This is a genomic window from Caballeronia sordidicola, assembly GCF_001544455.2.
Taxonomy (GTDB): Bacteria; Pseudomonadota; Gammaproteobacteria; order Burkholderiales; family Burkholderiaceae; genus Caballeronia; species Caballeronia sordidicola.
Map to the genome: position 1 here is coordinate 154,234 of NZ_FCOC02000007.1, position 21,360 is coordinate 175,593.

General features: G+C 59.9%; 23 protein-coding genes. 9 read left to right on the plus strand and 14 right to left on the minus strand.

What is annotated here, in order from left to right; genetic code table 11:
- The first annotated feature begins 42 nt into the window (after positions 1-42).
- The gene (locus AWB64_RS14215) at positions 43-540 is read left to right on the plus strand and encodes a dihydrofolate reductase (RefSeq protein ID WP_060856156.1); all 498 of its coding nucleotides are present in this window, start codon (positions 43-45) and stop codon (positions 538-540) included.
- Positions 541-615: 75 nt separating this feature from the next.
- On the opposite strand, the gene pmbA is transcribed toward AWB64_RS14215, so the two are convergent.
- Positions 616-1,986 carry a metalloprotease PmbA gene (pmbA, locus tag AWB64_RS14220; protein WP_060856065.1) on the minus strand — a complete coding sequence of 457 codons (1,371 nt, stop codon included), beginning with the start codon at positions 1,984-1,986 and terminating at the stop codon, positions 616-618.
- A 216-nt stretch (positions 1,987-2,202) separates the two neighbouring features.
- Between pmbA and yjgA the strand changes: the two genes are divergently transcribed.
- Together yjgA and mog are read left to right on the plus strand one after the other, a co-directional pair.
- On the plus strand, positions 2,203-2,847 hold the full coding sequence (gene yjgA / locus AWB64_RS14225; protein ID WP_060856157.1) for a ribosome biogenesis factor YjgA: 645 nt from the start codon (positions 2,203-2,205) through the stop codon (positions 2,845-2,847).
- Positions 2,831-3,451: a molybdopterin adenylyltransferase gene (gene mog / locus AWB64_RS14230; RefSeq protein ID WP_075643286.1), complete on the plus strand. Its 621-nt coding sequence runs from the start codon at positions 2,831-2,833 to the stop codon at positions 3,449-3,451. Before yjgA ends, mog begins: the two co-directional genes overlap by 17 nt.
- An 18-nt stretch (positions 3,452-3,469) precedes the next feature.
- On the opposite strand, the gene orn is transcribed toward mog, so the two are convergent.
- Positions 3,470-4,099 carry an oligoribonuclease gene (gene orn / locus AWB64_RS14235; RefSeq protein WP_060856066.1) on the minus strand — a complete coding sequence of 210 codons (630 nt, stop codon included), beginning with the start codon at positions 4,097-4,099 and terminating at the stop codon, positions 3,470-3,472.
- A gap of 161 nt (positions 4,100-4,260) precedes the next feature.
- Between orn and AWB64_RS14240 the strand changes: the two genes are divergently transcribed.
- From AWB64_RS14240 to AWB64_RS14250, 3 genes are read left to right on the plus strand one after another with little or no spacing between them, the layout of a single operon-like run.
- Positions 4,261-5,529, plus strand: coding sequence for a M48 family metallopeptidase (locus AWB64_RS14240; RefSeq protein WP_060856067.1), 1,269 nt, complete (start codon positions 4,261-4,263; stop codon positions 5,527-5,529).
- Positions 5,526-6,452, plus strand: coding sequence for a ribosome small subunit-dependent GTPase A (rsgA, locus tag AWB64_RS14245; RefSeq protein WP_060856068.1), 927 nt, complete (start codon positions 5,526-5,528; stop codon positions 6,450-6,452). The genes AWB64_RS14240 and rsgA overlap by 4 nt, the downstream gene beginning before the upstream one ends.
- Before the next feature lie 9 nt (positions 6,453-6,461).
- On the plus strand, positions 6,462-6,785 hold the full coding sequence (locus AWB64_RS14250; protein WP_060856069.1) for a putative signal transducing protein: 324 nt from the start codon (positions 6,462-6,464) through the stop codon (positions 6,783-6,785).
- A gap of 344 nt (positions 6,786-7,129) precedes the next feature.
- On the opposite strand, the gene AWB64_RS14255 is transcribed toward AWB64_RS14250, so the two are convergent.
- The 6 genes from AWB64_RS14255 to rpsP all read right to left on the minus strand — a co-directional run bounded on the left by AWB64_RS14255 (position 7,130) and on the right by rpsP (position 11,389).
- Positions 7,130-8,068 carry a CobD/CbiB family protein gene (locus tag AWB64_RS14255; RefSeq protein ID WP_060856070.1) on the minus strand — a complete coding sequence of 313 codons (939 nt, stop codon included), beginning with the start codon at positions 8,066-8,068 and terminating at the stop codon, positions 7,130-7,132.
- Positions 8,069-8,182: 114 nt separating this feature from the next.
- Positions 8,183-8,884 (minus strand): CoA pyrophosphatase, encoded by a 702-nt coding sequence (locus AWB64_RS14260; RefSeq protein WP_244164060.1) that lies wholly within the window; start codon positions 8,882-8,884, stop codon positions 8,183-8,185.
- A gap of 132 nt (positions 8,885-9,016) precedes the next feature.
- Positions 9,017-9,403, minus strand: coding sequence for a 50S ribosomal protein L19 (gene rplS / locus AWB64_RS14265; protein ID WP_056354506.1), 387 nt, complete (start codon positions 9,401-9,403; stop codon positions 9,017-9,019).
- 137 nt (positions 9,404-9,540) lie between these two features.
- A complete protein-coding gene (trmD, locus tag AWB64_RS14270; protein ID WP_060856071.1) occupies positions 9,541-10,311 on the minus strand; it encodes a tRNA (guanosine(37)-N1)-methyltransferase TrmD in 771 nt (256 codons plus the stop codon).
- 36 nt (positions 10,312-10,347) lie between these two features.
- Positions 10,348-11,055: a ribosome maturation factor RimM gene (rimM, locus tag AWB64_RS14275; protein ID WP_060856072.1), complete on the minus strand. Its 708-nt coding sequence runs from the start codon at positions 11,053-11,055 to the stop codon at positions 10,348-10,350.
- Between the two features lie 79 nt (positions 11,056-11,134).
- A complete protein-coding gene (gene rpsP / locus AWB64_RS14280; RefSeq protein ID WP_047844837.1) occupies positions 11,135-11,389 on the minus strand; it encodes a 30S ribosomal protein S16 in 255 nt (84 codons plus the stop codon).
- A gap of 386 nt (positions 11,390-11,775) precedes the next feature.
- Here rpsP and AWB64_RS14285 point away from each other — a divergent pair, with 386 nt between their 5' ends.
- Positions 11,776-12,270, plus strand: a complete 495-nt coding sequence (locus AWB64_RS14285) for an NINE protein (RefSeq protein WP_060856073.1) — start codon at positions 11,776-11,778, stop codon at positions 12,268-12,270.
- Between the two features lie 36 nt (positions 12,271-12,306).
- On the opposite strand, the gene AWB64_RS14290 is transcribed toward AWB64_RS14285, so the two are convergent.
- On the minus strand, positions 12,307-13,443 hold the full coding sequence (locus AWB64_RS14290) for a PA0069 family radical SAM protein (RefSeq protein ID WP_060856074.1): 1,137 nt from the start codon (positions 13,441-13,443) through the stop codon (positions 12,307-12,309).
- A 99-nt stretch (positions 13,444-13,542) separates the two neighbouring features.
- Complete coding sequence (locus AWB64_RS14295; protein ID WP_060856075.1) at positions 13,543-14,031, minus strand: Lrp/AsnC ligand binding domain-containing protein; 489 nt, start codon at positions 14,029-14,031, stop codon at positions 13,543-13,545.
- 150 nt (positions 14,032-14,181) lie between these two features.
- Here AWB64_RS14295 and AWB64_RS14300 point away from each other — a divergent pair, with 150 nt between their 5' ends.
- On the plus strand, positions 14,182-15,474 hold the full coding sequence (locus AWB64_RS14300) for a D-amino acid dehydrogenase (RefSeq protein WP_060856076.1): 1,293 nt from the start codon (positions 14,182-14,184) through the stop codon (positions 15,472-15,474).
- Between the two features lie 84 nt (positions 15,475-15,558).
- On the opposite strand, the gene AWB64_RS14305 is transcribed toward AWB64_RS14300, so the two are convergent.
- The 3 genes from AWB64_RS14305 to AWB64_RS14315 all read right to left on the minus strand — a co-directional run bounded on the left by AWB64_RS14305 (position 15,559) and on the right by AWB64_RS14315 (position 19,125).
- Positions 15,559-17,349, minus strand: a complete 1,791-nt coding sequence (locus tag AWB64_RS14305) for an acyl-CoA dehydrogenase (protein ID WP_060856077.1) — start codon at positions 17,347-17,349, stop codon at positions 15,559-15,561.
- Positions 17,350-17,426: 77 nt separating this feature from the next.
- Entirely contained in the window at positions 17,427-18,362 is a 936-nt protein-coding gene (locus AWB64_RS14310; protein WP_060856078.1) for an electron transfer flavoprotein subunit alpha/FixB family protein, read from the minus strand.
- A gap of 13 nt (positions 18,363-18,375) precedes the next feature.
- Positions 18,376-19,125 (minus strand): electron transfer flavoprotein subunit beta/FixA family protein, encoded by a 750-nt coding sequence (locus tag AWB64_RS14315; RefSeq protein ID WP_060856079.1) that lies wholly within the window; start codon positions 19,123-19,125, stop codon positions 18,376-18,378.
- A 264-nt stretch (positions 19,126-19,389) separates the two neighbouring features.
- Here AWB64_RS14315 and AWB64_RS14320 point away from each other — a divergent pair, with 264 nt between their 5' ends.
- Positions 19,390-20,286, plus strand: a complete 897-nt coding sequence (locus AWB64_RS14320; protein WP_060856080.1) for an alpha/beta hydrolase — start codon at positions 19,390-19,392, stop codon at positions 20,284-20,286.
- Positions 20,287-20,304: 18 nt separating this feature from the next.
- Here the strand turns inward: AWB64_RS14320 and AWB64_RS14325 are convergent, their stop codons facing one another.
- On the minus strand, positions 20,305-21,228 hold the full coding sequence (locus AWB64_RS14325) for a histone deacetylase family protein (RefSeq protein WP_060856081.1): 924 nt from the start codon (positions 21,226-21,228) through the stop codon (positions 20,305-20,307).
- Positions 21,229-21,360 lie beyond the last annotated feature (132 nt).

A 21,360-nucleotide genomic window follows, 5' to 3' on the forward strand; every position in this document is an offset into this window, starting at 1 on the left:
ATCTGCGGCTTGATTTATCTCAACGCTGTAGGGTTCATTACCATGACGACGCTCACACTGATCGTCGCCCGTGCGCGCAATGGCGTGATCGGACGCGACAACCAACTACCCTGGCGCCTGCCCGAAGATCTGGCGTTCTTCAAACGCACCACAATGGGCGCGCCGATTGTCATGGGCCGCAAGACTCACGAATCCATCGGCCGTGTTCTGCCGGGAAGGCGCAACATTGTGGTGACGCGCGACGCCGGGCGCCGTTTCGATGGCTGCGACACGGTCACAGGCCTGTCCGGCGCGCTGGAAATAGCCGCGCGCGACGACGCGAAGGAAGTGTTCCTGATCGGTGGCGCGCAACTGTTCCGCGAAGGCTGGCAGTTTGCTCAGAAGCTCATCGTGACCGAGATCGATGCGGATTTCGAAGGCGATATCTCGATCGAGGCCCCCGATCCACACATCTGGGAAGAGCGTTCGCGCGAGACGCATCACGCGGCCGCGCCGAATGATTTCCACTATTCGTTCGTGACATACGAGCGGCGCGCCTGACAGGCTACCAAGCGACAAAAAGCCCGGCAACGTATCCGTTCCCCGGGCTTTGACTCTGGCAGCGCTCCTCGGCTTTTACTGTCCTGCAATCGTCATCTTTTCGATCAGCACAGAGCCAATTTCCTTGTTCCCGCGCACGACCGTATCCGCACCGATTGCCTCGATGCGCCGGAACATCTCCTGCAGCGTGCTCGCCACCGTGATTTCCTCGACCGGATACTGGATCTTGCCGTTCTCCACCCAGAATCCCGATGCACCGCGCGAATAGTCGCCCGTCACGTAGTTCACGCCCTGCCCCATCAGTTCGGTAAGCAACAGGCCCGTACCGAGCTTCTTGAGCATTTCCTCGAAGTCATCGCCCGGTTTTGTCAGCGAACTGCGCAGCGAAAGATTGTGCGAACCGCCCGCGTTACCCGTGGTTTTCATGCCGAGCTTGCGCGCCGAGTAGGTCGAAAGGAAATAACCCTGCACCACGCCATCCTCGACCACGTTGCGGCGCTGCGTGCGCACGCCTTCCTCGTCGAATGGGGCGCTGCCCATTCCGCCCTTCACGTGCGGGTCCTCGACCACCTGGACATGCGGCGCGAAAACGGGTTTGCCGAGGCTATCGACCAAAAACGACGTCTTCCGATACAGCGCGCCACCGCTGACAGCCTGCACGAACGCACCCAGGATGCCCGCCGCGAGCGGCGCTTCGAACATCACGCGGCATTTGCGCGTATCGAGACTGCGCGCGCCCAATCTCGCCAGCGCACGATGCGCGGCGTATCGGCCGATTGCTTCGGGGTCGGCGAGATCGGCGGCATTTCTCTTCGACGTGTACCAGTCGTCGCGCTGCATGTCGCGCCCCGAGCCCGCAATAGGCGCGCACGCCACGTAATGCCGTGAAAACGGATAGCCGCCCATGAAACCGCGCGACGTAGCAAGCACGAACTGCGAATGTTGCGCCGAAACGCTTGCGCCTTCCGAATTCTGGATGCGTTTATCGACGGCAAAAGCCGCGTCTTCTGCACGGCGCGCGAGGTCGGCCGCTTCTTCGGCGTTGATGTCCCACGGATGGTAGAGATCCAGATCCCGCGGCGCCATTTCGAGCAGTTCCGCTTCGGCCAGGCCGGCAGCGCTGTCTTCGGCCGTGAAGCGGGCGATGTTGTAGGCCGCGGCCACGGTGTCTTTCAACGCGGCGCGCGTGAAATCCGAAGTGCTCGCGTTACCACGCTTATTGCCGATGAACACCGTGACGCCGACCATTTTGTCGCGATTGTGCTCGATGGTTTCCACCTCGCCGCGACGCACGCTGACCGAAAGGCCATCGCCTTCCGAGATTTCAGTGGCGGCGTCGGTTCCGCCGAGTTCTTTTGCATGCCGCAGGATATCGGACGCAATTTCCTTCAGCTCGTCCTGGGTGTGCGGGAAAAAGCGTTGCCTCACGTCCATGTCTGCTGCCATTTTTGTCTGCCTGTGGGTTGCTCGAGTTGCGGAAGGGTTCGGTAGCGGTAGCGCCGGAAAAATCTTGCCGGCGCGGTGCTCGCCATGAGTGCTTCCGTGTATCGCAGGATCATAGCAAGTCCAGAGGGGTTTGGTTTCGCTCCCCTTGCGCGCGGTACTCGGGTGGCGCCTCGCTCGGGCGCCCAGTGGGCCGCGTCGAACAAGTACAATACCGCGATGAACCGTAAAACCCGCACGCAACCCATAAATCCGGCCGTCGCCACCGAACAGGATGGCAGCGAGCACGGTTACGACCGTCCGAGTAAATCCCAGCTCAAACGGGACATGCTTGCGCTGCAAGTGCTCGGGGTCGCGTTGATCGAACTGCCAAAAGATGCGCTCAAGCGCATGCCCATGCCTGAAAAGCTCGACGACGCCGTTCGCGACGCACGAAAGATCACAGATCACGAAGGCAAGCGCCGTCAGGTGCAATACGTCGGCCGCGTAATGCGCTCGCTCACCGACGAAGAAACGGCAGCACTGCGCACGGCGCTCGATACGTATCGCGGCGTCAATCGCGCGGAAACGGCGAAGCTCCACTGGATCGAACACACGCGCGAAAAGCTGCTCGCCGACGACTCTGCCCTCACCGATTTCATCCGCCAGCATCCCGGTGTCGATCCGCAGGAAGGCCGCACGCTGATTCGCAACGCCCGCAAGGAACGCGAGCAGAGCAAGCCGCCGCGCTATTTCCGCGAACTGTTCCAGTGGATCAAGACCGCGGCGGGCGTGGACGAAGAAGATGAAAGCGCGGCCGAGGCGGAAGACGGCAATGAAATCGAATTCCCGCAACGAGACGACGACGATGGCTACAAAGCGTGATCATCCCGACGAATTGCTGATTGGACTGGTATCGATCAGCGATCGCGCGTCGCAGGGCGTGTATGAGGACAAGGGCATTCCCTCGCTGCAGGAATGGCTCGCGAGCGCGCTCAGTTCGCCGTGGCGCGCCGAAACACGCCTGATTCACGACGACGCGGCCACCATTTCGGCCACGCTCACGGAACTAGTCGATGAAACCGGCTGCGACCTGATCCTGACAACAGGCGGAACGGGCCCGTCGCGCCGCGATGTAACGCCGGAGGCCACGCTGGCGGTTGCGACCAAGCCGATGTCCGGTTTCGGCGAGCAAATGCGCCAGATCAGCCTGAACTTCGTACCTACGGCAATCTTGTCGCGCCAGGTGGCTGTGATTCGTGAAACGGCGGATCACGCGGCGTTGATTGTGAATTTGCCCGGCCAGCCGAAATCGATTCGCGAGACGCTGGAAGGTCTGCGCGACGCGGATGGCAAGCCGAAAGTGCCAGGAATCTTCGCGGCAATTCCGTACTGCATTGATCTGATCGGTGGGCCGTATATGGAAACGCGGCCCGAAGTGGTCGCCGCGTTCCGCCCGAAGAACGCGATCAGGCCGACGAAGACTTAAAACGTCCGGCCTTGCGCTTCAAGCCGTTCCGGTTTCGCCGGTTCCGCCGGTCGCTGACGGAATCAGGAAATGCTCGCGGTAGTACTTGAGTTCGTCGATGGATTCGTGGATATCGGCGAGCGCCGTGTGCATTGCGCGCTTCTGGAAACCCTTATAGATGGCCGGCTGCCAGCGGCGGCACAATTCCTTGAGCGTGCTGACGTCGAGGTTGCGGTAATGGAAGAACGTTTCAAGTTCCGGCATCCACCGGGCCATGAAACGGCGATCCTGGCAGATGGAATTGCCGCACATCGGCGACTTGCCCGGCGGGACGTACTGGCCGAGGAATTCGCGGATTTGCCGCGTGGCTTCGGCTTCATCCACCGTCGACGCCTTCACGCGTTCGGTCAGCCCCGAGCGGCCATGCGTGTTGCGGTTCCATTCATCCATCTTGCCGAGCACCGTTTCGTCCTGGTGAATCGCGAGCACCGGACCTTCCACGAGTTTATCGAGCGTTGAATTCGTCACGACGACCGCGATTTCTATAATGCGGTCGTTATCGGGTTCGAGGCCCGTCATTTCCATGTCGAGCCAGACAAGGTTCATGTCGCTGCGAACGAGTTCGGACGAGCTGGCGGAAGAAGAGGAATCGAGCACGGAATCGGCCATGGGAGGGCAACCTGGATGGGTTTGGCGCCGGGAACGGCGCTTAGGGATTTGCAGGACCCGGCCGTTCGGCTAACGCGCAATAAGCCATGCGCGCTGTGACGGCCAAGAACCTATAATTCTCGCATAATTCAATCGCGCATATTTCAATCGGATTTCCGCTGATGTCCAATATCAATCTCGCGTTCTCGGTCGTGTTTGTCGTGGCGCTGGTCGGCATGGTCGGCACCAAGCTGTGGCTTGCGTCGCGCCAGATCCGGCACGTCGCCGCGCATCGCAGGCAGGTGCCGCCGCAGTTCCTGCAAACCATTCCGCTCGCCGCTCACCAGCGTGCCGCCGACTACACTGTCGAGCGCACGCGCCTGACAATGGTCGAAGTCGTGGTGAGCGCGGCGTTGCTGATTGCGCTGACGCTGCTCGGCGGTATTCAGCAAATCGATCTGGCCGTCACCGGCTGGCTCGGCCGCGGCTATATAGGGCAGATGGCGCTGGTGGCTATTGTGGTGGCGATCACGAGCGTGGTGGATCTGCCTTTCGATTACATCCGGCATTTCGTGATCGAAGAGAAGTTCGGCTTCAACCGCATGACAAAGAAGCTTTTTTTCCTCGACCTCGTCAAGGGTGTGGTGCTGGGCGCGGGTATTGGCTTGCCCGTATTGTTCGTGACCCTGTGGCTGATGAATCAGGCGGGCGCGCTGTGGTGGCTGTGGGCGTGGGTGCTGCTGGTCGCGTTCCAGATGCTCGTGCTGATCCTGTACCCGACCTTTATCGCGCCGCTTTTCAACAAGTTCGAACCGTTGAAAGACGAGGCGCTGCGGGCGCGCATTGAAAACCTGATGTCGCGCACGGGCTTTGCTGCAAAGGGCTTGTTCGTGATGGACGGCAGCCGCCGCTCGGCGCACGGCAACGCATATTTCACGGGTTTCGGCGCGGCCAAGCGGATTGTTTTCTTCGATACCCTTCTCGCCCGGCTCTCCGGCAGCGAAATTGAAGCGGTGCTCGCGCATGAACTGGGTCACTTCAAACGCCGCCACGTGATCAAGCGCCTGGTCGTGACTTTCGTGCTCAGCCTGGTGATGCTCGCGCTGCTCGGCTGGCTTGCACAATGCGTGTGGTTTTATGAGGGACTTGGCGTCCGGCCATCGCTGATCGGCAACAACAACGGCCTTGCGCTCGTGCTGTTCATGCTGGCGCTGCCGGTCTTCATGTTCTTCGTGACGCCGCTTGGCAGCTTGAGTTCACGCAAGCATGAGTTCGAGGCCGACGCTTTTGCCGCGAGCCAGACCGATCCACGCGACCTCGTCAATGCGCTTGTGAAGCTATATGAGGACAATGCGTCCACGCTCACGCCCGATCCTCTCTACACCGCGTTCTACGCGTCGCATCCGCCTGCGTCGCAGCGCATCGAGCGCCTGATGCAATTCGCCGCATGAGGCCGCGCACCGCGAAGAAACCGGCGAACGCGCGCATCGAGGGAAAAGTCATTGCCGCTCATGGACGGCATTATCTCGTCGCCCCTGCGGATGGCAGCGTGATGCTGCAATGTTTCCCGCGCGGCAAACGCAGCGAGATAGCCGTGGGCGACAACGTGCAGTACGAGCAGTCATCGGCGGATCAGGGTGTGATTGTCGAGATTGGTGAGCGCCGCAATCTGCTTTACCGGTCCGACCAGTTCAAATCGAAACTCTTCGCCGCCAATCTCGATCAATTGATGATCGTGCTGGGCACCGAGCCGCATTTCAGCGAGGACTTGCTCGGCCGCGCGTTGATTGCGGCCGAAGCGCACGGTCTGGAACCGCTGATCGTGTTGAACAAGATCGACATGGAGGGACCGCTCGCGGTCGCGCGCAAGCGTCTGGCGCTGTATCGGGAGCTTGGATATACGGTCGTGGAATTATCGGCGAAGGCGGCGCCGCAGCACGTTCACGATCAACTCGATGCGCGTCTTGCGAACCGTTCCACGCTGTTGCTTGGACAGTCTGGCATGGGCAAGTCGACGCTTGTGAATATTCTGATTCCGAATGCAGAGGTAGCGACGCGGGAGATATCGAAGGCGTTGAACAGCGGGCGGCACACGACCACGTTCACGCGTTTGTATCCGTTGCCTGGCGGAGGATCGCTGATCGACTCGCCGGGGTTCCAGGAGTTCGGGCTGCACCACTTGTCCGAAGGGCAACTGGAGCGCGCGTTCGCTGATTTCCGGCCTTTTCTTGGGCAATGCCGCTTCTACAATTGCCGGCATTTGCAGGAGCCGGGCTGCGCGATTCTGGAAGCAATGGCGGAAGGCAAAATCCGCCCGGCGCGTCATCAGTTGTATGCGCAGCTCGTGCACGAGGCCAGCCAGATTGTTCGATAACTTTACCGCATGAAAAAACTGACGCGGGCTCCGAACTTGATCACGGCGCATCACTGGATGAATGTGCTGACGACTGCGGGGATAGCGTGCGAGTTGCACAACCGGTATTTGAGTGGTGCGATGGGTGAGATTCCGGCGGACCAGTGCGCACCAGAAATCTGGATACTGGACGACCGCGACGAGGCGTTGGCAACGGGCGTACTGGACCGAGCGAGAAATGGTCCGGCAAATGCAAGAGCATGGCGATGCCAGCACTGCGGCGAATGGCTGGAAGGGCAATTCACGGTATGCTGGCAATGCGGAACGGCCCGAGACCCGCTGAATGACGAATAAGGCGGCCCAGGTCCAGACAAGCGATACAACCGGTACGGCCTGACAAGCGAAGCGTGTGAGGTAACGCAAAAAGGCGAGCAGGTTCTTTTCAACGGCTACGGATGACTAGGGCGTTAGCCAAGGCGTGCCACGAAAAGAGCTGTGCGAAGCGGGTAATTTAGTGGTTGTGGTGTAAAGGCGTTTTCTTTGCTTCGTTTCTTTTTCGCCGTTTGGAAAAAGAAATGAAGTGCCGCCACGCACAGTGGCAACGCTAATAGACCAAAGCGAAATCAAGTTCCCAGAAGAAGGAAGCGTTGGCAACCCACCAACCCACCAATCCGCCAGCGCGAGCAAAAACCAAAACCCTAAGCCAACCAAACCGCGATGCTCAGCATGAGCAACAAAAGCATCCACAGGATCACAGCCCGCCAGACAAGTCCAACTGCAGACTGCAAAGTCCGAGGCGTGCAATCATCGCCGACTGGCAGCGGGCTGGCATCGCCAACGGCCAAAGCTTCCACGCTAAGTGGCTCGGCCAGAGGTCCAGCCAGCCGGGCCCCAAGCGCCCCGCTCCCTGCAGCAAGCAGAACCCCTTCATTAGCATCGGGCCACTGCTTCGCGTGATTACGCCACGCATAAATAGCGTCCTCAAAATTCCCCACAATAGCGAACCCGAGCGCGGTCAACCGTGCAGGCACCCAATCGATGAAAAAGAATGCCCGCTGAGCAAAAGTGGAGAACGCGGGCGTGCGTTCGTCAGTAGGCTGCACCCACGACCGCGCCAGATACTCCGCGATCCGGTACAACACTGCGCCCGCTGGCCCGACAGGAATCAAAAACCAGAAAAACACGCCAAACACATGCCGATGCGAAGCCACGACCGCATGAACCAGCGTATGCCGGACAATCTCGCTGACGGGCATATCGAGGGTATCGATACCGGTCCATTCATTGAGAATCTCGCGGGCGCGCGGAACGTCGTCGTTATTCAGCGCGAGATGGATGTCGGTGAAATAGTGGCTGAACTGCCGGAACCCGAGCGTGAAGTACACGATCACGACGTTCCACAAGAATGCCAGCACGAAGTTGATGCGATACAGAACGTAGTAGATCAGCCCGACGGCCAAAGTCCACGGCAGCACGACGACCAGCCACGCGAGCACGCCATGCCGCTGCTTGCCGGCATCGAAGCCATGAGCCGCGGATTCCGCATGGTACTGAAGCAGCGCCGAAACAGGATTCTGCGGCGAAAGCGCGCGCAATTGCTCAATGATAAGAGCCAGCAATACAGAGAAAAAAGTCATGCGATGCGCCGGGACATTCGAGTTTTACGAATTTCTTGTAAAGATAGCACAGCACCGATGCTGCCAGAGGGACACATCGGACGAAGCGCCATTCGAGTGCCGACACATTACGCGTCACGCGGCGAGGAAGCGATAGAAATTGCGTAACATACCTGCCGTTGCGCCCCAGATGAAATAGGGAGACGCGTTCCCGGCCGGCGTGAAAGGCATCGCAAAAAAACGACGCTCGCCGCCTTCCCATCGAAACACGCGGGTCTGGTGATTGGCCGGGTCCATGAGGAACGCGAGCGGGACTTCGAAGATATCGGCAACTTCGAGGGTGTCCGCATGGAGTTCGATTGGAGGATGGACCAGCGCGACCACCGGCGTCACGCGAAACCCCGTTCCGGTCAGATAGTCAGGCAGCTCGCCAAGCACTTCCACGTGCTCGGCTTCAAGACCGACTTCCTCTTGCGCCTCGCGAAGCGCGGTCGCCGCGGCGTCGGCATCGCCGGGTTCCTCGCGCCCGCCGGGAAAGCTGATCTGCCCGGCGTGGTTCGACAAATGATCGGCGCGCTGCGTGAGAAGCACGGTCAGGCCGCCGTCGCGCACCACTAGCGCAATCAGCACCGACGCCACGCGCGGGTCCCCGCCCAGCGCCTTGATCTTGTCGTCGCGTGCGTCCGGTGTCCAGTCGAGCGTCTGCGCGAACCTTGCACGCATGCCGTCCGGTGTCAGGACGTCTTCGCGCACGCGCGGCAAATCTGCGCTGGTCGATTCGATCGGCAGGATTTCAGGCTCGAGAATGCGGGGAGTCGACGACTTGTTCGGAGGCACGTGGGACTTGGCTGCTTGAATGGAATGGTTTGATTCAGGCGCCGTGAACGAAGGCGCAAACCATGATTTGACCACACCAATGAAAAAAGCACCCGCGAGGGTGCTTTTTCGGTGCAGCTTTCAGCGCAAGGATTACGCCTTTGCAGCAGCACGGTCTTTCGACACGAGCTTTTCCTTGATCCGAGCCGACTTGCCCGAACGTTCGCGCAAGTAGTACAGCTTTGCACGACGCACGTCACCACGACGCTTCACGACAATGCTCGCGAGCAGCGGCGAGTAGGTCTGGAACGTACGCTCGACGCCTTCGCCCGACGAAATCTTGCGAACGATGAAATTCGAGTTCAAACCACGGTTACGCTTCGAAATCACGACGCCTTCGTAAGCCTGGACACGCTTGCGCGTACCTTCGACCACGTTGACGCTGACGATCACCGTATCGCCGGGGGCGAATTCGGGAATCGACTTTTCGCCGAGTGCACGCGCGATCTCTTCTTTTTCGAGTTGCTCAATCAGATTCATTACTGACTCCTGGAGCCATCTTGCCGGAGTTGTTTGCCATGTTGGTGGCCCCGGTAGAGGATGGGTTCACATCTGGCGCCTGCCTGATTCAGGCGTAGCGCCGCCCTTTTGTCCCGCCTTGGAACAAGGCCGAAAGCCTACTGCGCTTTCGACCCTTCCTTGGCGAGACTTGCAAGCCATGCCTCATCGGCACGACTCAACATTTTATTCCTGCGCGCCTTTTCTATGAGATCGGGCCGCTTTTCCTGCGTATTCTTAAGCGATTCACGCCTGCGCCATGCCTCGATTTCCTTATGATGGCCGCCAAGCAGCACATCCGGAACGCGCACGCCGCCATATTCTTCAGGGCGCGTGTAGTGCGGACAATCGAGCAGCACATCGACAAAACTATCCTGCACCGCCGACTGCGAATCGTTCAGCACGCCGGGCAACTGACGCACCACAGCGTCCATGAGCGCCATGGCCGGCAATTCGCCGCCGGACAAAACGAAGTCGCCGAGACTGATTTCTTCGTCCACCACACGATCGATCAACCGCTGGTCGATCGCTTCATAACGGCCACACAGCATGACCAGCCCGGGCTCCTGAGCGATTTGCATCACGCGCCCATGGTCCAGCGTTTTCCCTTGTGGCGACATCATCACCACGCGCGTCCCGCTAATGCCCTGCTCTGCCTGCGCCGCTTTCGCAGCCGATATTGCGTCTTCCAGAGGGCGCGCCAGCATCACCATGCCCGGGCCGCCGCCATAAGGACGATCGTCGATGGTCCGGTAATTGTCCGTGGTGAAATCGCGCGGATTCCACGTGCGCAGGCCAAACCGTTCTTGCTTCACTGCCCGGCTGGTAATACCCCAGTCGGTCAGCGCACGAAACATTTCGGGAAAGAGCGTCACGACGTCAAACTGCATCGCTCTCTCCTTGCAGTGATGGGTCTGGCCGATGAATCAATAGTCGGCGTCCCAGTCAACGACAATCTTGCGCGCCGCCTGATCCACCGTCTTCACATACACGCCAACAAACGGAATCAGCCGTTCGCCAGTTGCGGGCGAACCGTCCTTGCCCGTAGCCGGAAATTCCACGCGCATGATGGAATGCGCGCCATTGTCGATCATGCCGGCAACCTGGCCCAGGGCCACGTTCGCTTCATTCACGACATCCAGGCCGATCAGATCGACCCAGTAGAATTCGTCTTCGCCAGTAAGCTTCGGGAAGTCGCTGCGCAACACATGGATGCTGTGGCCACGCAACGCATACGCCATGTCGCGGTCATTGCAGCCGGCCAAATGCGCGACGACCGTGTCGCTATGCACTTTCGATTGCAGGCAGCGAACTGCCTTGCGCTCGTTTCCCTTGACCAGCCACCAGCGTTTTGCCGCGAGCATTGCGTCGCCGCCGTGTCCTGCATGCGCGTGCGGCGCGATCTTGACCCAGCCCTTAAGGCCGTAAGCATCTACGATGGCGCCGACTTCAATGGCGTCGTTGGGCAATGTTTCGACCGTGTCGATAGATCCCGATTCGCCTGAAACGTCGATAGCCACGCGGCGCGCTGCCGGCTTGCGGACAAATGCGCCAAACGTGGCATCGTTCTCTTCAGGCTTTTCGCCACGCTCGGCTTTCAAACCTGAGTCTGAAGCGGAGTCACGCGTCGACATGAGCCAATCTCCCGCGAACCTCGGCAGCAAGAATCGATCGGATCACGCGTACCCGAACGATCGACTGCGGCCGCTGCACTTAAGCAGCCGGCTGAGCTTGTTGCGATTGCTTGACCAGACGTGCAACCGTCGGCGACAGCTGCGCGCCGTTGTCTTGCCAGTACGTCAGGCGATCCTGAGCGATGCGCAGGGCTTCGCCTTTGGTCGCGACCGGGTTGTAGAAACCCACGCGTTCGATAAAGCGGCCATCACGGCGGCTACGCGAATCGGTTGCGACGATGTTGTAAAACGGGCGCTTCTTGGAGCCGCCACGTGCCAAGCGGATGATAACCATGCTGAAATCCTTGAAAACCGGGGTTCGGAACTACCAAAACACGCGATTATAGCGGTAAAACGATGCCTTAACAAACACTTGCATCGATTAATCGAGATGAAACGGGACGTGGTGCGTGCCGTTCGGCCAACGACGGGCGCCCGGAAAGTACCGCATACAGAGCTTTTCAGGGCTTTGGAACAAGTTTCGACGCGCCTTTTTAGGGACCGTTCGATTAAAAGGGTCCAGTTTTTCTGCAAGCACTTCAACGATCGGCTACGCGTGGCCGGTCGCGGCAAAGCAGTAAGCGCGGCCTAGCCAACGGCTGCGAGCGTAGAATGCCGCTTCGACGCAAAAGTATTGCCCCTCGCGTCCCGTGTTTCCACCGACTCTCTTTTCAGCCGCCGATGAACAACCCGTCCTCCACTGTCACGCATCCCTCTAACCCGGCGCCGCATGGTCGTTTCCGATCGAAAACGCTGACGGCCGCGCTTGCCTTTTTTCTCGGCAGCATTGGGGCACATCGCTTTTATCTGTATGGTTTGCGCGACAAATTCGGTTGGACGCACATTGCGGGCATCCTGCTCGGTCTCACGGGCTACATGCTGCTCGCCGCGAGCGAACGCGCATCGATATTGGGCTGGGTGCTCGTCGTGCCCGGCGCCGCTTCGCTGCTGGCGGCATTCTTGTCGGCGATCGTCTACGGATTGCGGCCCGACGAAAAATGGGATGCCCAGTTCAATTCGCAAACGGGACAGCACAGCGATTCCGGTTGGACTGTGATCTTCATAGTGATCTTCTCACTGTTGTTCGGGGCGTTCATGCTGATGGCAGGTCTTGCGCTCACCTTCCAGACTTACTTCGAAGGGCAGGTTCAGGCCGCCAAGGAGCTATCTCAGTAATCTTGTTCGGGTGTGAGAGACCTTGCTTCCCCAACGTCAAAACAAGGTCATCTGCGGACTGTCCACGACTGGCCGCTTCGGCATGCGCTTTCCTGGCCGAAATTCCGACATATCCAGAATGCCGCGTTGCCGCTGGTTCAGTCCAAGCCGGCGGGCGGCATGATGAAAGCGTTGCTTGAGCATGTCCGCCCAAATGCCCTCGCCTTTCATGCGCTTCGAAAAATCCGAATCGTAGTCCTTGCCGCCGCGCATGTCGCGTACTCGCCCCATCACGCGTTCCGCCCGGTCGGGGAAATGGGCCGCGAGCCAATCCTTGAATAGCGGCGCGACTTCCCACGGCAGCCTCAGCACAATATAGCTCGCGCTGGTCGCGCCTGCTTCGGCGCAGGCCTCCAGCACCCGTTCCATGTCGGGTTCCGTAACGAACGGGATCATGGGTGCGACGCTCACGCCGACCGGAATGCCGGCGTCGGCGAGTGTACGGATTGTGCGCAGCCGCCTTGCCGGCGTAGCGGCGCGCGGTTCGAGCGTGCGTGCGATGTCGGCGTCGAGCGTGGTGATGGTTACGGCGACGATCACCTGTCCCTTTTGGGCCATTGGCGCCAGCAAGTCGATGTCGCGCTCGATCAGCGACGATTTCGTGATGGCCGCAAATGGATGTCCACGCTCGCTCAAAATCTCGATTACGCGCCTTGTGATACCCAAGTTACGTTCGACAGGCTGATATGCATCCGTGTTGACGCCGAGCGCGATGGGTTCTGGCTGATACGACCGCTTGTCCAGTTCGCGCTGGAGCAATTCTCCGGCGTTGACCTTCGCGTATATACGGCTTTCGAAATCCAATCCCGGCGACAACCCCAGATAACTATGCGTCGGCCGCGCAAAACAGTAGATGCAGCCATGCTCGCACCCGCGGTACGGGTTCAAGGACACGCTGAATGGAATATCGGGCGATGAGTTGCGCGTAAGGATGCTCTTCGCACGTTCCTCGAACACTTGAGTACGCAGCGCCGGCGCACCTTCCGTCTCGCTGTTTTGATCCGTATGCGTCCAGCCGTCGTCTATGCGCTCCCGCGCGTCCTTTTCGTAGCGCCCCTGAATATTCGTGACCGCGCCACGGCCTTTAAAAGCGGCAGGCGGAGCAACGGGATATTCCGAATCGAGTGAATCCATGATCGAGGTGTACGTTCAGAGAGACAAAAAATACTGTATAAATATACAGTAAATCTACTCGCTCGCAAGCCCCGTTGACGAATTCCCCAATGCTCCGATCTACCCCTCTACAGCAATGGCAAGACTCTCCTTGATTTCCTCCATGACCACGTAGCTTTTTGACTGCACCGCGCCTGGAAGCTGCAACAGGATGTCGCCGAGAAGCTTCCGGTAATCCGCCATCTCGCCAATCCGCGCCTTGATTAGATAGTCGAAATCGCCGGAAACGAGATGACATTCCAGAACTTCCGGAATCCGCTGCACCTCCCTCCGAAACTGTTCAAACATGTTGCCGCTCTTGTGATCCAGCGTGATCTCCACGAATACCAGCAGCGACGCCCCTAGCTGATGCGGATTCACGCGCGCGTAATAGCCCGAAATCACGTCGTCGCGCTCCATGCGTTTCACGCGTTCAATGCACGGCGTCACGGAAAGCCCGACCTGCTCGGCGAGTTCCTTCATGGCGATACGGCCATCCTGCTGAAGGATCCGCAGAATCCGCCGATCGATCTTATCCAGCTCCCGTACCGAATTCCTCTGAGTTCTCATTGGGTTCTACTGAAAAGTAAGAAAATACAATAACAAAAACTACTGAACTCTCAATACTATAGTCGATACCACTATGTAACCCGCTACTCACCCGGCTTCCTGCAAAACGAAGCGATGACCGGCGGAATGTCACTTTGCACGGAGCAAGACATGCAAGTCGTAATTCTGGGAAGCGGGGTTGTTGGCGTGACGAGCGCTTATTATCTGGCCCGGGCGGGACACGAAGTCACGGTCATCGACCGGGAAGCAGGGCCCGCGCTTGAAACGAGTTTCGCCAACGCGGGACAGATTTCGCCCGGCTATGCGTCGCCGTGGGCGGCGCCCGGTGTGCCGCTCAAGGCAGTGAAATGGATGTTTGAAAAACACGCGCCGCTTGCCATTCGTCTGGACGGAACATCGTTTCAGTTGAAGTGGATGTGGCAGATGCTGCAAAACTGCACGCAAGAACGTTATTCGGTGAACAAAGGCCGAATGGTCCGTTTGGCCGAATACAGCCGCGACTGCCTGCAGGCGCTGCGCGCGGACACGGGCATCGAATACGAAGGACGTACCGGCGGCACGCTGCAATTGTTCCGGACGCAACAGCAACTGGACGGTGCGGCAAAGGACATCGCTGTATTGCGCGACGCGAATGTGCCGTTCGAATTGCTCATGCCGGCCGATCTGCACAAGGCGGAACCTGCGCTCGCGGCGGTATCGCACAAGCTGACGGGCGGCCTGCGCCTGCCGAACGACGAGACCGGCGATTGCCAGAAATTCACCACGCGCCTGGCCGCAATGGCCGAGCAACTCGGCGTGAAATTCCGCTACAACACGCCTATTGACGCCCTCGCGATCAGCGGCGGCCGGATCGCGGGCGTCCAATGCGGCGGCGAACTTGTTCGCGGCGACTCCTACGTGGTCGCACTCGGCTCATACTCCACGAAACTGCTTGGCGACCTCGTCAAGATTCCTGTTTATCCGCTGAAGGGCTATTCACTCACCGCGCCCGTTGTAAGCGAGCATGCCGCGCCGGTCTCCACCGTGCTTGATGAAACCTACAAGATCGCGATCACGCGTTTTGACGACCGCATTCGCGTTGGAGGAATGGCGGAGATTGTCGGCTTCGATTCTTCCTTGCGCCAGGCACGCCGTGAAACGTTGGAAATGTGCGTGAACGACCTGTTCCCGGGCGGCGGGGACACGGCAAAGGCATCGTTCTGGACCGGACTGCGTCCCATGACGCCGGACGGCACGCCGATAGTTGGCCGCACGCCGCTGCCGAACCTTTACCTGAACACGGGACACGGCACGCTCGGCTGGACAATGTCATGTGGTTCCGGCCAACTCCTGGCCGACCTGATGTCCGGCAAGCAGCCGGCAATCCAGTCCGACGATTTATCGGTGCATCGCTATTTGGGCGAAGTGCGTGCGAGCGGCAGACCCGCGTACGCACGCGCGTGATTTGACCATGCGGCGTTAGCACGAAAGAGAAAGGCCGTCCCTGCAAGGAGACGGCCTTTTTTAACGCTTCAACACTCAATGCATTTAGAACTGCGCTTCGTTCAACGCAAGATACCCTTCCTGCCCGTTGCCGCTGACAATCGACGCCTCGATACCCGGCGCCTGCGACAAGACATGCTCGGCAAAGAACTGCGCCGTTGCAATCTTCGCGTCGTAAAACGCCTGATCTTCGGCGCGTTTATCCGATGCCACCAGCAGCGCCCGCGCCATTTGCCATCCGCCGAGCACAATGCCTGCGAGCTTCAGATAAGGCACGCTGCCGGCAAACGCCGCGTTCGGGTCGCTCTTCACCTTCGCGACCATGAACTCGACCACACGCGCCAACGCTAGACTGCCCGCGCTCAAGTGCCGGTGCATGGACTTGAACGCCTGCCCTTCCCGATCGGCCAAAAGCGCGATGGTCTGATCCATCTGCGCAAGCATCGCCAACGCGGTCGCGCCGCCGTCGCGCACGGTCTTGCGGCCAATCAGGTCATTCGCCTGGATCGCGGTCGTGCCTTCGTAGATGGAAAGAATCCGGGCATCACGATAATGCTGGGCCGCGCCCGTTTCCTCGATAAAACCCATGCCGCCATGAACCTGCACGCCAAGGCTCGTGACATCGACGGACAGCTCCGTGCTCCAGCCTTTCACGATCGGCACGAGGAATTCGTAGATGGCCTGATGATTTGCCCGGGTGGCTTCATCGGGATGATGGTGCGCGAAGTCGCAATGCGCCGCCGCCACGTAAGCGAGCGAGCGCGACGCCTCGGTCAGCGAGCGCATGGTCAGCAGCATGCGGCGCACGTCGGGATGATGAATGATCGATACCGGTTGTTTCGCCGAGCCATCGACCGGCCGGCTCTGCACGCGCTCCTTCGCAAACGCAACGGCCTTCTGGTAAGCCCGCTCGGAAACGGCCACGCCCTGCAATCCGACCGCGAAGCGCGCGGCGTTCATCATGATGAACATGTATTCGAGCCCGCGATTTTCCTCGCCGATCAACTCGCCGACCGCGCCGCCGTGGTCGCCGAATTGCAGCACGGCGGTCGGGCTCGCCTTGATCCCGAGCTTGTGTTCAATCGATACGCAATGCACGTCGTTACGCTCGCCGGGCGCGCCGGTTTTATCGGCGAGGAACTTGGGAACGATGAACAGCGATATGCCCTTCACGCCATCGGGCGCGCCAGGCGTGCGCGCCAGCACGAGATGAGCGATGTTCTTCGCCATGTCGTGTTCGCCGTAGGTGATGAATATTTTTGTGCCGAATACCTTGTACGTGCCGTCGCCTTGCGGCTCGGCGCGCGTGCGCACGAGCGCGAGATCGGAGCCCGCTTGCGGCTCGGTCAGGTTCATGGTGCCGGTCCATTCGCCCGAAATCAGCTTTGGCACATAGCGCTGCTTTTGTTCGTCGGTGCCGGCGGTGAGCAGCGCTTCGATAGCGCCATCGGTGAGCAGCGGGCACAAAGCGAACGACAGGTTTGCCGCATTCAACATTTCTATACACGGCGTCGCGATGAGTTTCGGCAGGCCTTGTCCATCGTATTCGACCGGATGCAGCACGCCTTGCCAGCCGCCTTCGCCGAACTGGCGAAAAGCGTCCTTGAATCCCGGCGTGGTGATCACTTCGCCGTTTTTCCACGCGCTCGGATTCCTGTCGCCCTCAACGTTCAGCGGCGCGACCACTTCCCCGTTGAAACGCGCGGCTTCTTCGAGCACGGCGCGAGCGGTGTCGAGGCTGGCGTCCTCGAAACCCGGCAGCGCCGCGATACTCTCAATGTCCGCGAGTTCCTTCATCACGAACAACATGTCCTTGACGGGCGCGTTATAGCTCATGTCTTGTCTCCCCACTAGATGTAAAAAGGGGCGCACATGCGTCGCCCCTTTTTTGTCGTCCGGCTTTATTCAACCAGTCAGCCCAGCTCTTTCACCAACTCCGGCACCACGGTGAACAAATCGCCCACGAGTCCGTAGTCCGCGACGCCGAAGATAGGCGCTTCGGCGTCCTTGTTGATCGCGACGATGACCTTCGAATCCTTCATCCCGGCCAAATGCTGGATCGCGCCCGAAATGCCCACAGCAACGTACAAGTTCGGCGCCACGATCTTGCCTGTTTGCCCGACCTGATAATCGTTCGGGACGAACCCTGCGTCGACTGCAGCACGCGATGCACCCAGCGCCGCGCCCAGCTTGTCCGCCAAAGGCTCAAGCACAGCCGTGTAGTTCTCGCCGTTGCCAAGACCTCGGCCGCCCGACACGATGATCTGCGCCGATGTCAGTTCCGGCCGGTCCAGCTTGGTCACTTCGCGGCTCACGAACTTCGAGATGCCCGAGTCCGCAGCAGCTTCGATTTTCTCGACCGGCGCACTGCCGCCTTCCCCCGAGACTGGATCGAAGCCCGTAGAGCGCACGGTGATGACCTTGATGGCGTCGCTTGATTGAACGGTCGCGATTGCGTTGCCCGCGTAGATTGGCCGCTCGAACGTGTCGGCGCTGTCCACCGCGGTGATGTCGCTGATCTGCGCCACGTCCAGATGCGCTGCAATGCGCGGCGCGATGTTCTTGCCGTACGCGGTTGCCGGCGCGAGGATATGCGAATAGTTCTTCGCAATCTGCAACACGGTGCCCTCGATGTTCTCCGCGAGTCCTTCGGCGAGTTGCGGCGCATCGGCCAGAAGCACCTTCGAAACACCTGCGATTTTTGCGGCGGCATCGGCTGCGCCTTGTGCGTTCGCGCCAGCCACGAGCACGTGCACGTCGCCCCCAATCTTCGATGCAGCCGCGATGGTGTTCAGCGTCGCTGCCTTGATGGATGCGTTGTCGTGTTCTGCAATTACAAGAATGGTCACTTTCTCAACTCCCTCACAGAACCTTGGCTTCGGTCTTCAGCTTCTCGACCAGCGTCTTCACGTCCGGCACCTTCACGCCAGCGGAGCGCTGCGGCGGTTCGGCGACTTTCAGCGTCTTGAGACGCGGTGTGACATCCACGCCGAGATCGGCAGGCTTGATGGTTTCCATCGGCTTTTTCTTGGCCTTCATGATGTTCGGCAGCGTGACGTAGCGCGGCTCGTTCAGGCGCAAATCCGTGGTGATGACGGCGGGAAGCGTCAGCGACAAGGTTTCGGAACCGCCATCGATTTCACGCGCAACGGAAACGCGGCCGTCGGCCACTGTCACCTTCGACGCAAACGTCGCCTGCGGCAAACCAGCCAACGCGGCAAGCATCTGGCCCGTCTGGTTCGAATCGTCGTCAATGGCCTGCTTGCCAAGGATGATCAGTTGCGGCTGTTCTTTATCGACCAGCGCCTTGAGGATCTTCGCGACCGCGAGCGGCTGCAATTCCTCAGTCGATTCAACCAGGATTGCCCGATCCGCGCCAATCGCCATGGCCGTGCGCAGCGTCTCCTGGCATTGCGTCACGCCGCACGACACTGCGATCACCTCGGTCGCCACGCCCGCTTCACGCAGGCGCACGGCTTCTTCCACGGCGATTTCATCGAACGGATTCATTGACATCTTCACGTTCGCGATATCGACTGCACTGCCATCCGGCTTTACCCGGACCTTCACGTTGTAGTCGACCACGCGTTTGACTGGTACCAAGATTTTCATGCACACGCTCCTGAGTTACGAATACGTCACCAGTCCCATTATAACGAGTGACTCCCGTCGTCGAACGCCAAGGACGCAACGGTGACAACCCGCCGCGAAAGGACTCGTCAAGTTTTTGAATTCAGTAAGATTCTTATTCTTTACAGAACGACCGTGCTATTTTACGCACGATCTGTCTTCCGAGACAATCGGGGATTTGCTCTAAAACCCTGTTCGGCGACGCAGACGCTATCATCAGCGCCATCCTGACACAGCCGATCTGCCATGCCGAAAGTCGAGCGCAGCACGTATTCCACCAGCAGCGTTGCCACGCGCGATGGCATCGACCTTTTTCTGCACCGATGGGAAGCCGCCCCGTCGTTCCCCAAGCCGCTGGCGAGAATCGCACTGGTGCACGGGCTGGCCGAACATGCGCGGCGTTACGAGGCGCTGGCGCTGCGGCTGAATGCGGCGGGCATCGAACTGATTGCAATGGATCTGCGCGGTCACGGCAGGTCGCCGGGCGAGCGCGTGTGGATCGATTCCATCAATGACTATCTGCTCGATACCGACGCCCTGCTGAGCGCAGCGCAATCGACCGCGCCTTCCGGCGTGCCGCTGCTGCTGATGGGTCATAGCATGGGCGGCGCGATTGCCGCGCTGTACGCAGCCGAGCGCTTGCCGGAAAGTGGCCGCACGCTCGCGGGTCTGATTCTGTCGAGCGCGGCGTTGAGAATGCCGGCCAGTGCGCCGCGCTGGAAACTGGCGATGGGCGGCGTCGTCAGCCGCTTCATGCCGCGCTTTCCGGCGATGGCCATCGACCCCGCAACGTTGTCGCGCGCCCACGGCGTAGTCGAGGCGAACCGGCGTGATCCGCTTGTTCATCATCAGGCGATTCCCGCGCGCACGGTCGCGGAGATTGGCTCGGCCATGGCGCGCATTGAAGCCCGGAGGCAATCGATCACGTTGCCGCTGTTCGTTTTTCACGGCACCCACGATGCGCTGACGAATCCGGACGGCAGCCGCGAATTCGAAGCCCATGCAGGTTCGACCGACAAGACGCTATTGATGCTGGAAGGTAGCTACCACGAGACGCTCAACGATCTTGACCGCGATCGTGTGATCAAGGCGTTGATTGACTGGACGCTCGTGCGCGCGGACCTGCATCTAAACAGGAATTGACGCGTGGCCGTTGCGGCATCAAATTTCGGCCAGCGCACGCACATGCGCGACCACGCTGCGCCCGAGCGCCGAAAGGTTATAGCCGCCTTCGAGCGAACTGACTATGCGCCCTTTGGCATGCCGCCGCGCCACCGTGCAAATCTGCTCGGTCAGCCACGTATAGTCGTCCTCGACCAGGCCCATGTTGCCAAGATCGTCCTCGCGATGCGCGTCGAAACCTGCCGAGACGAAGATCATCTCCGGCTTGAATTCGTTGAGCCTCGGCAACCACATCATGTCGACGGCTTCACGCACCGCCATGCCTTTCGTACGCGCCGGCATGGGCAGGTTGACCATGTTCGGGGCGTGATTACCGGCGCCGCTGTAGGGGTAGAACGGGTGCTGGAAGAAGCTGCACATGAGCACGCGCGGATCGCCTGAAAAGGCGGCTTCGGTGCCGTTGCCGTGATGCACATCGAAGTCGATGATCGCCACGCGCTGCAGGCCATGCACCTCGAGCGCGTGACGCGCTGCAATGGCTATGTTGTTGAAGAAACAAAAGCCCATGGCGCGCGCCGGTTCCGCGTGATGTCCGGGCGGGCGCACGCTGCAAAATGCGTTGTCATAGGTGCCGGCGATCACGGCGTCGGTGGCCGCCACCGCCGCGCCCGCTGCGCGCAGAGCCGCGTGATATGAGCCGGGCGACATCAGCGTGTCGGGATCGATCTCCGCGTAGCCCGTCAATGGCGCCGTCTGCTTCACGAAGTCGATATGCGCCTGTGTGTGAACCCGCGCCAGATCCTCGACGCTTGCGAACGGCGCTTCTTCGCGCTCGATCAACGAATCGATACGGGCTGCAATCAACTGGTCCTCGATTGCCTGAAGACGGGCGGGACACTCGGGATGCCACGGCCCCATGTCGTGAAGAAGGCAATCTGGATGGGTATAGAAGCCGGTAGCCATGATGGTTTGCCGCGCCGGACGGCCGCGCGTGTCTCTCGAAACGTTCAGATGTTTTTGTCATACGCGATGCGGGACTTCGATTGCCTTTCGATCTGTCCTTCGACCTGCCCAAGCCATGGCAAGAAGCGATAT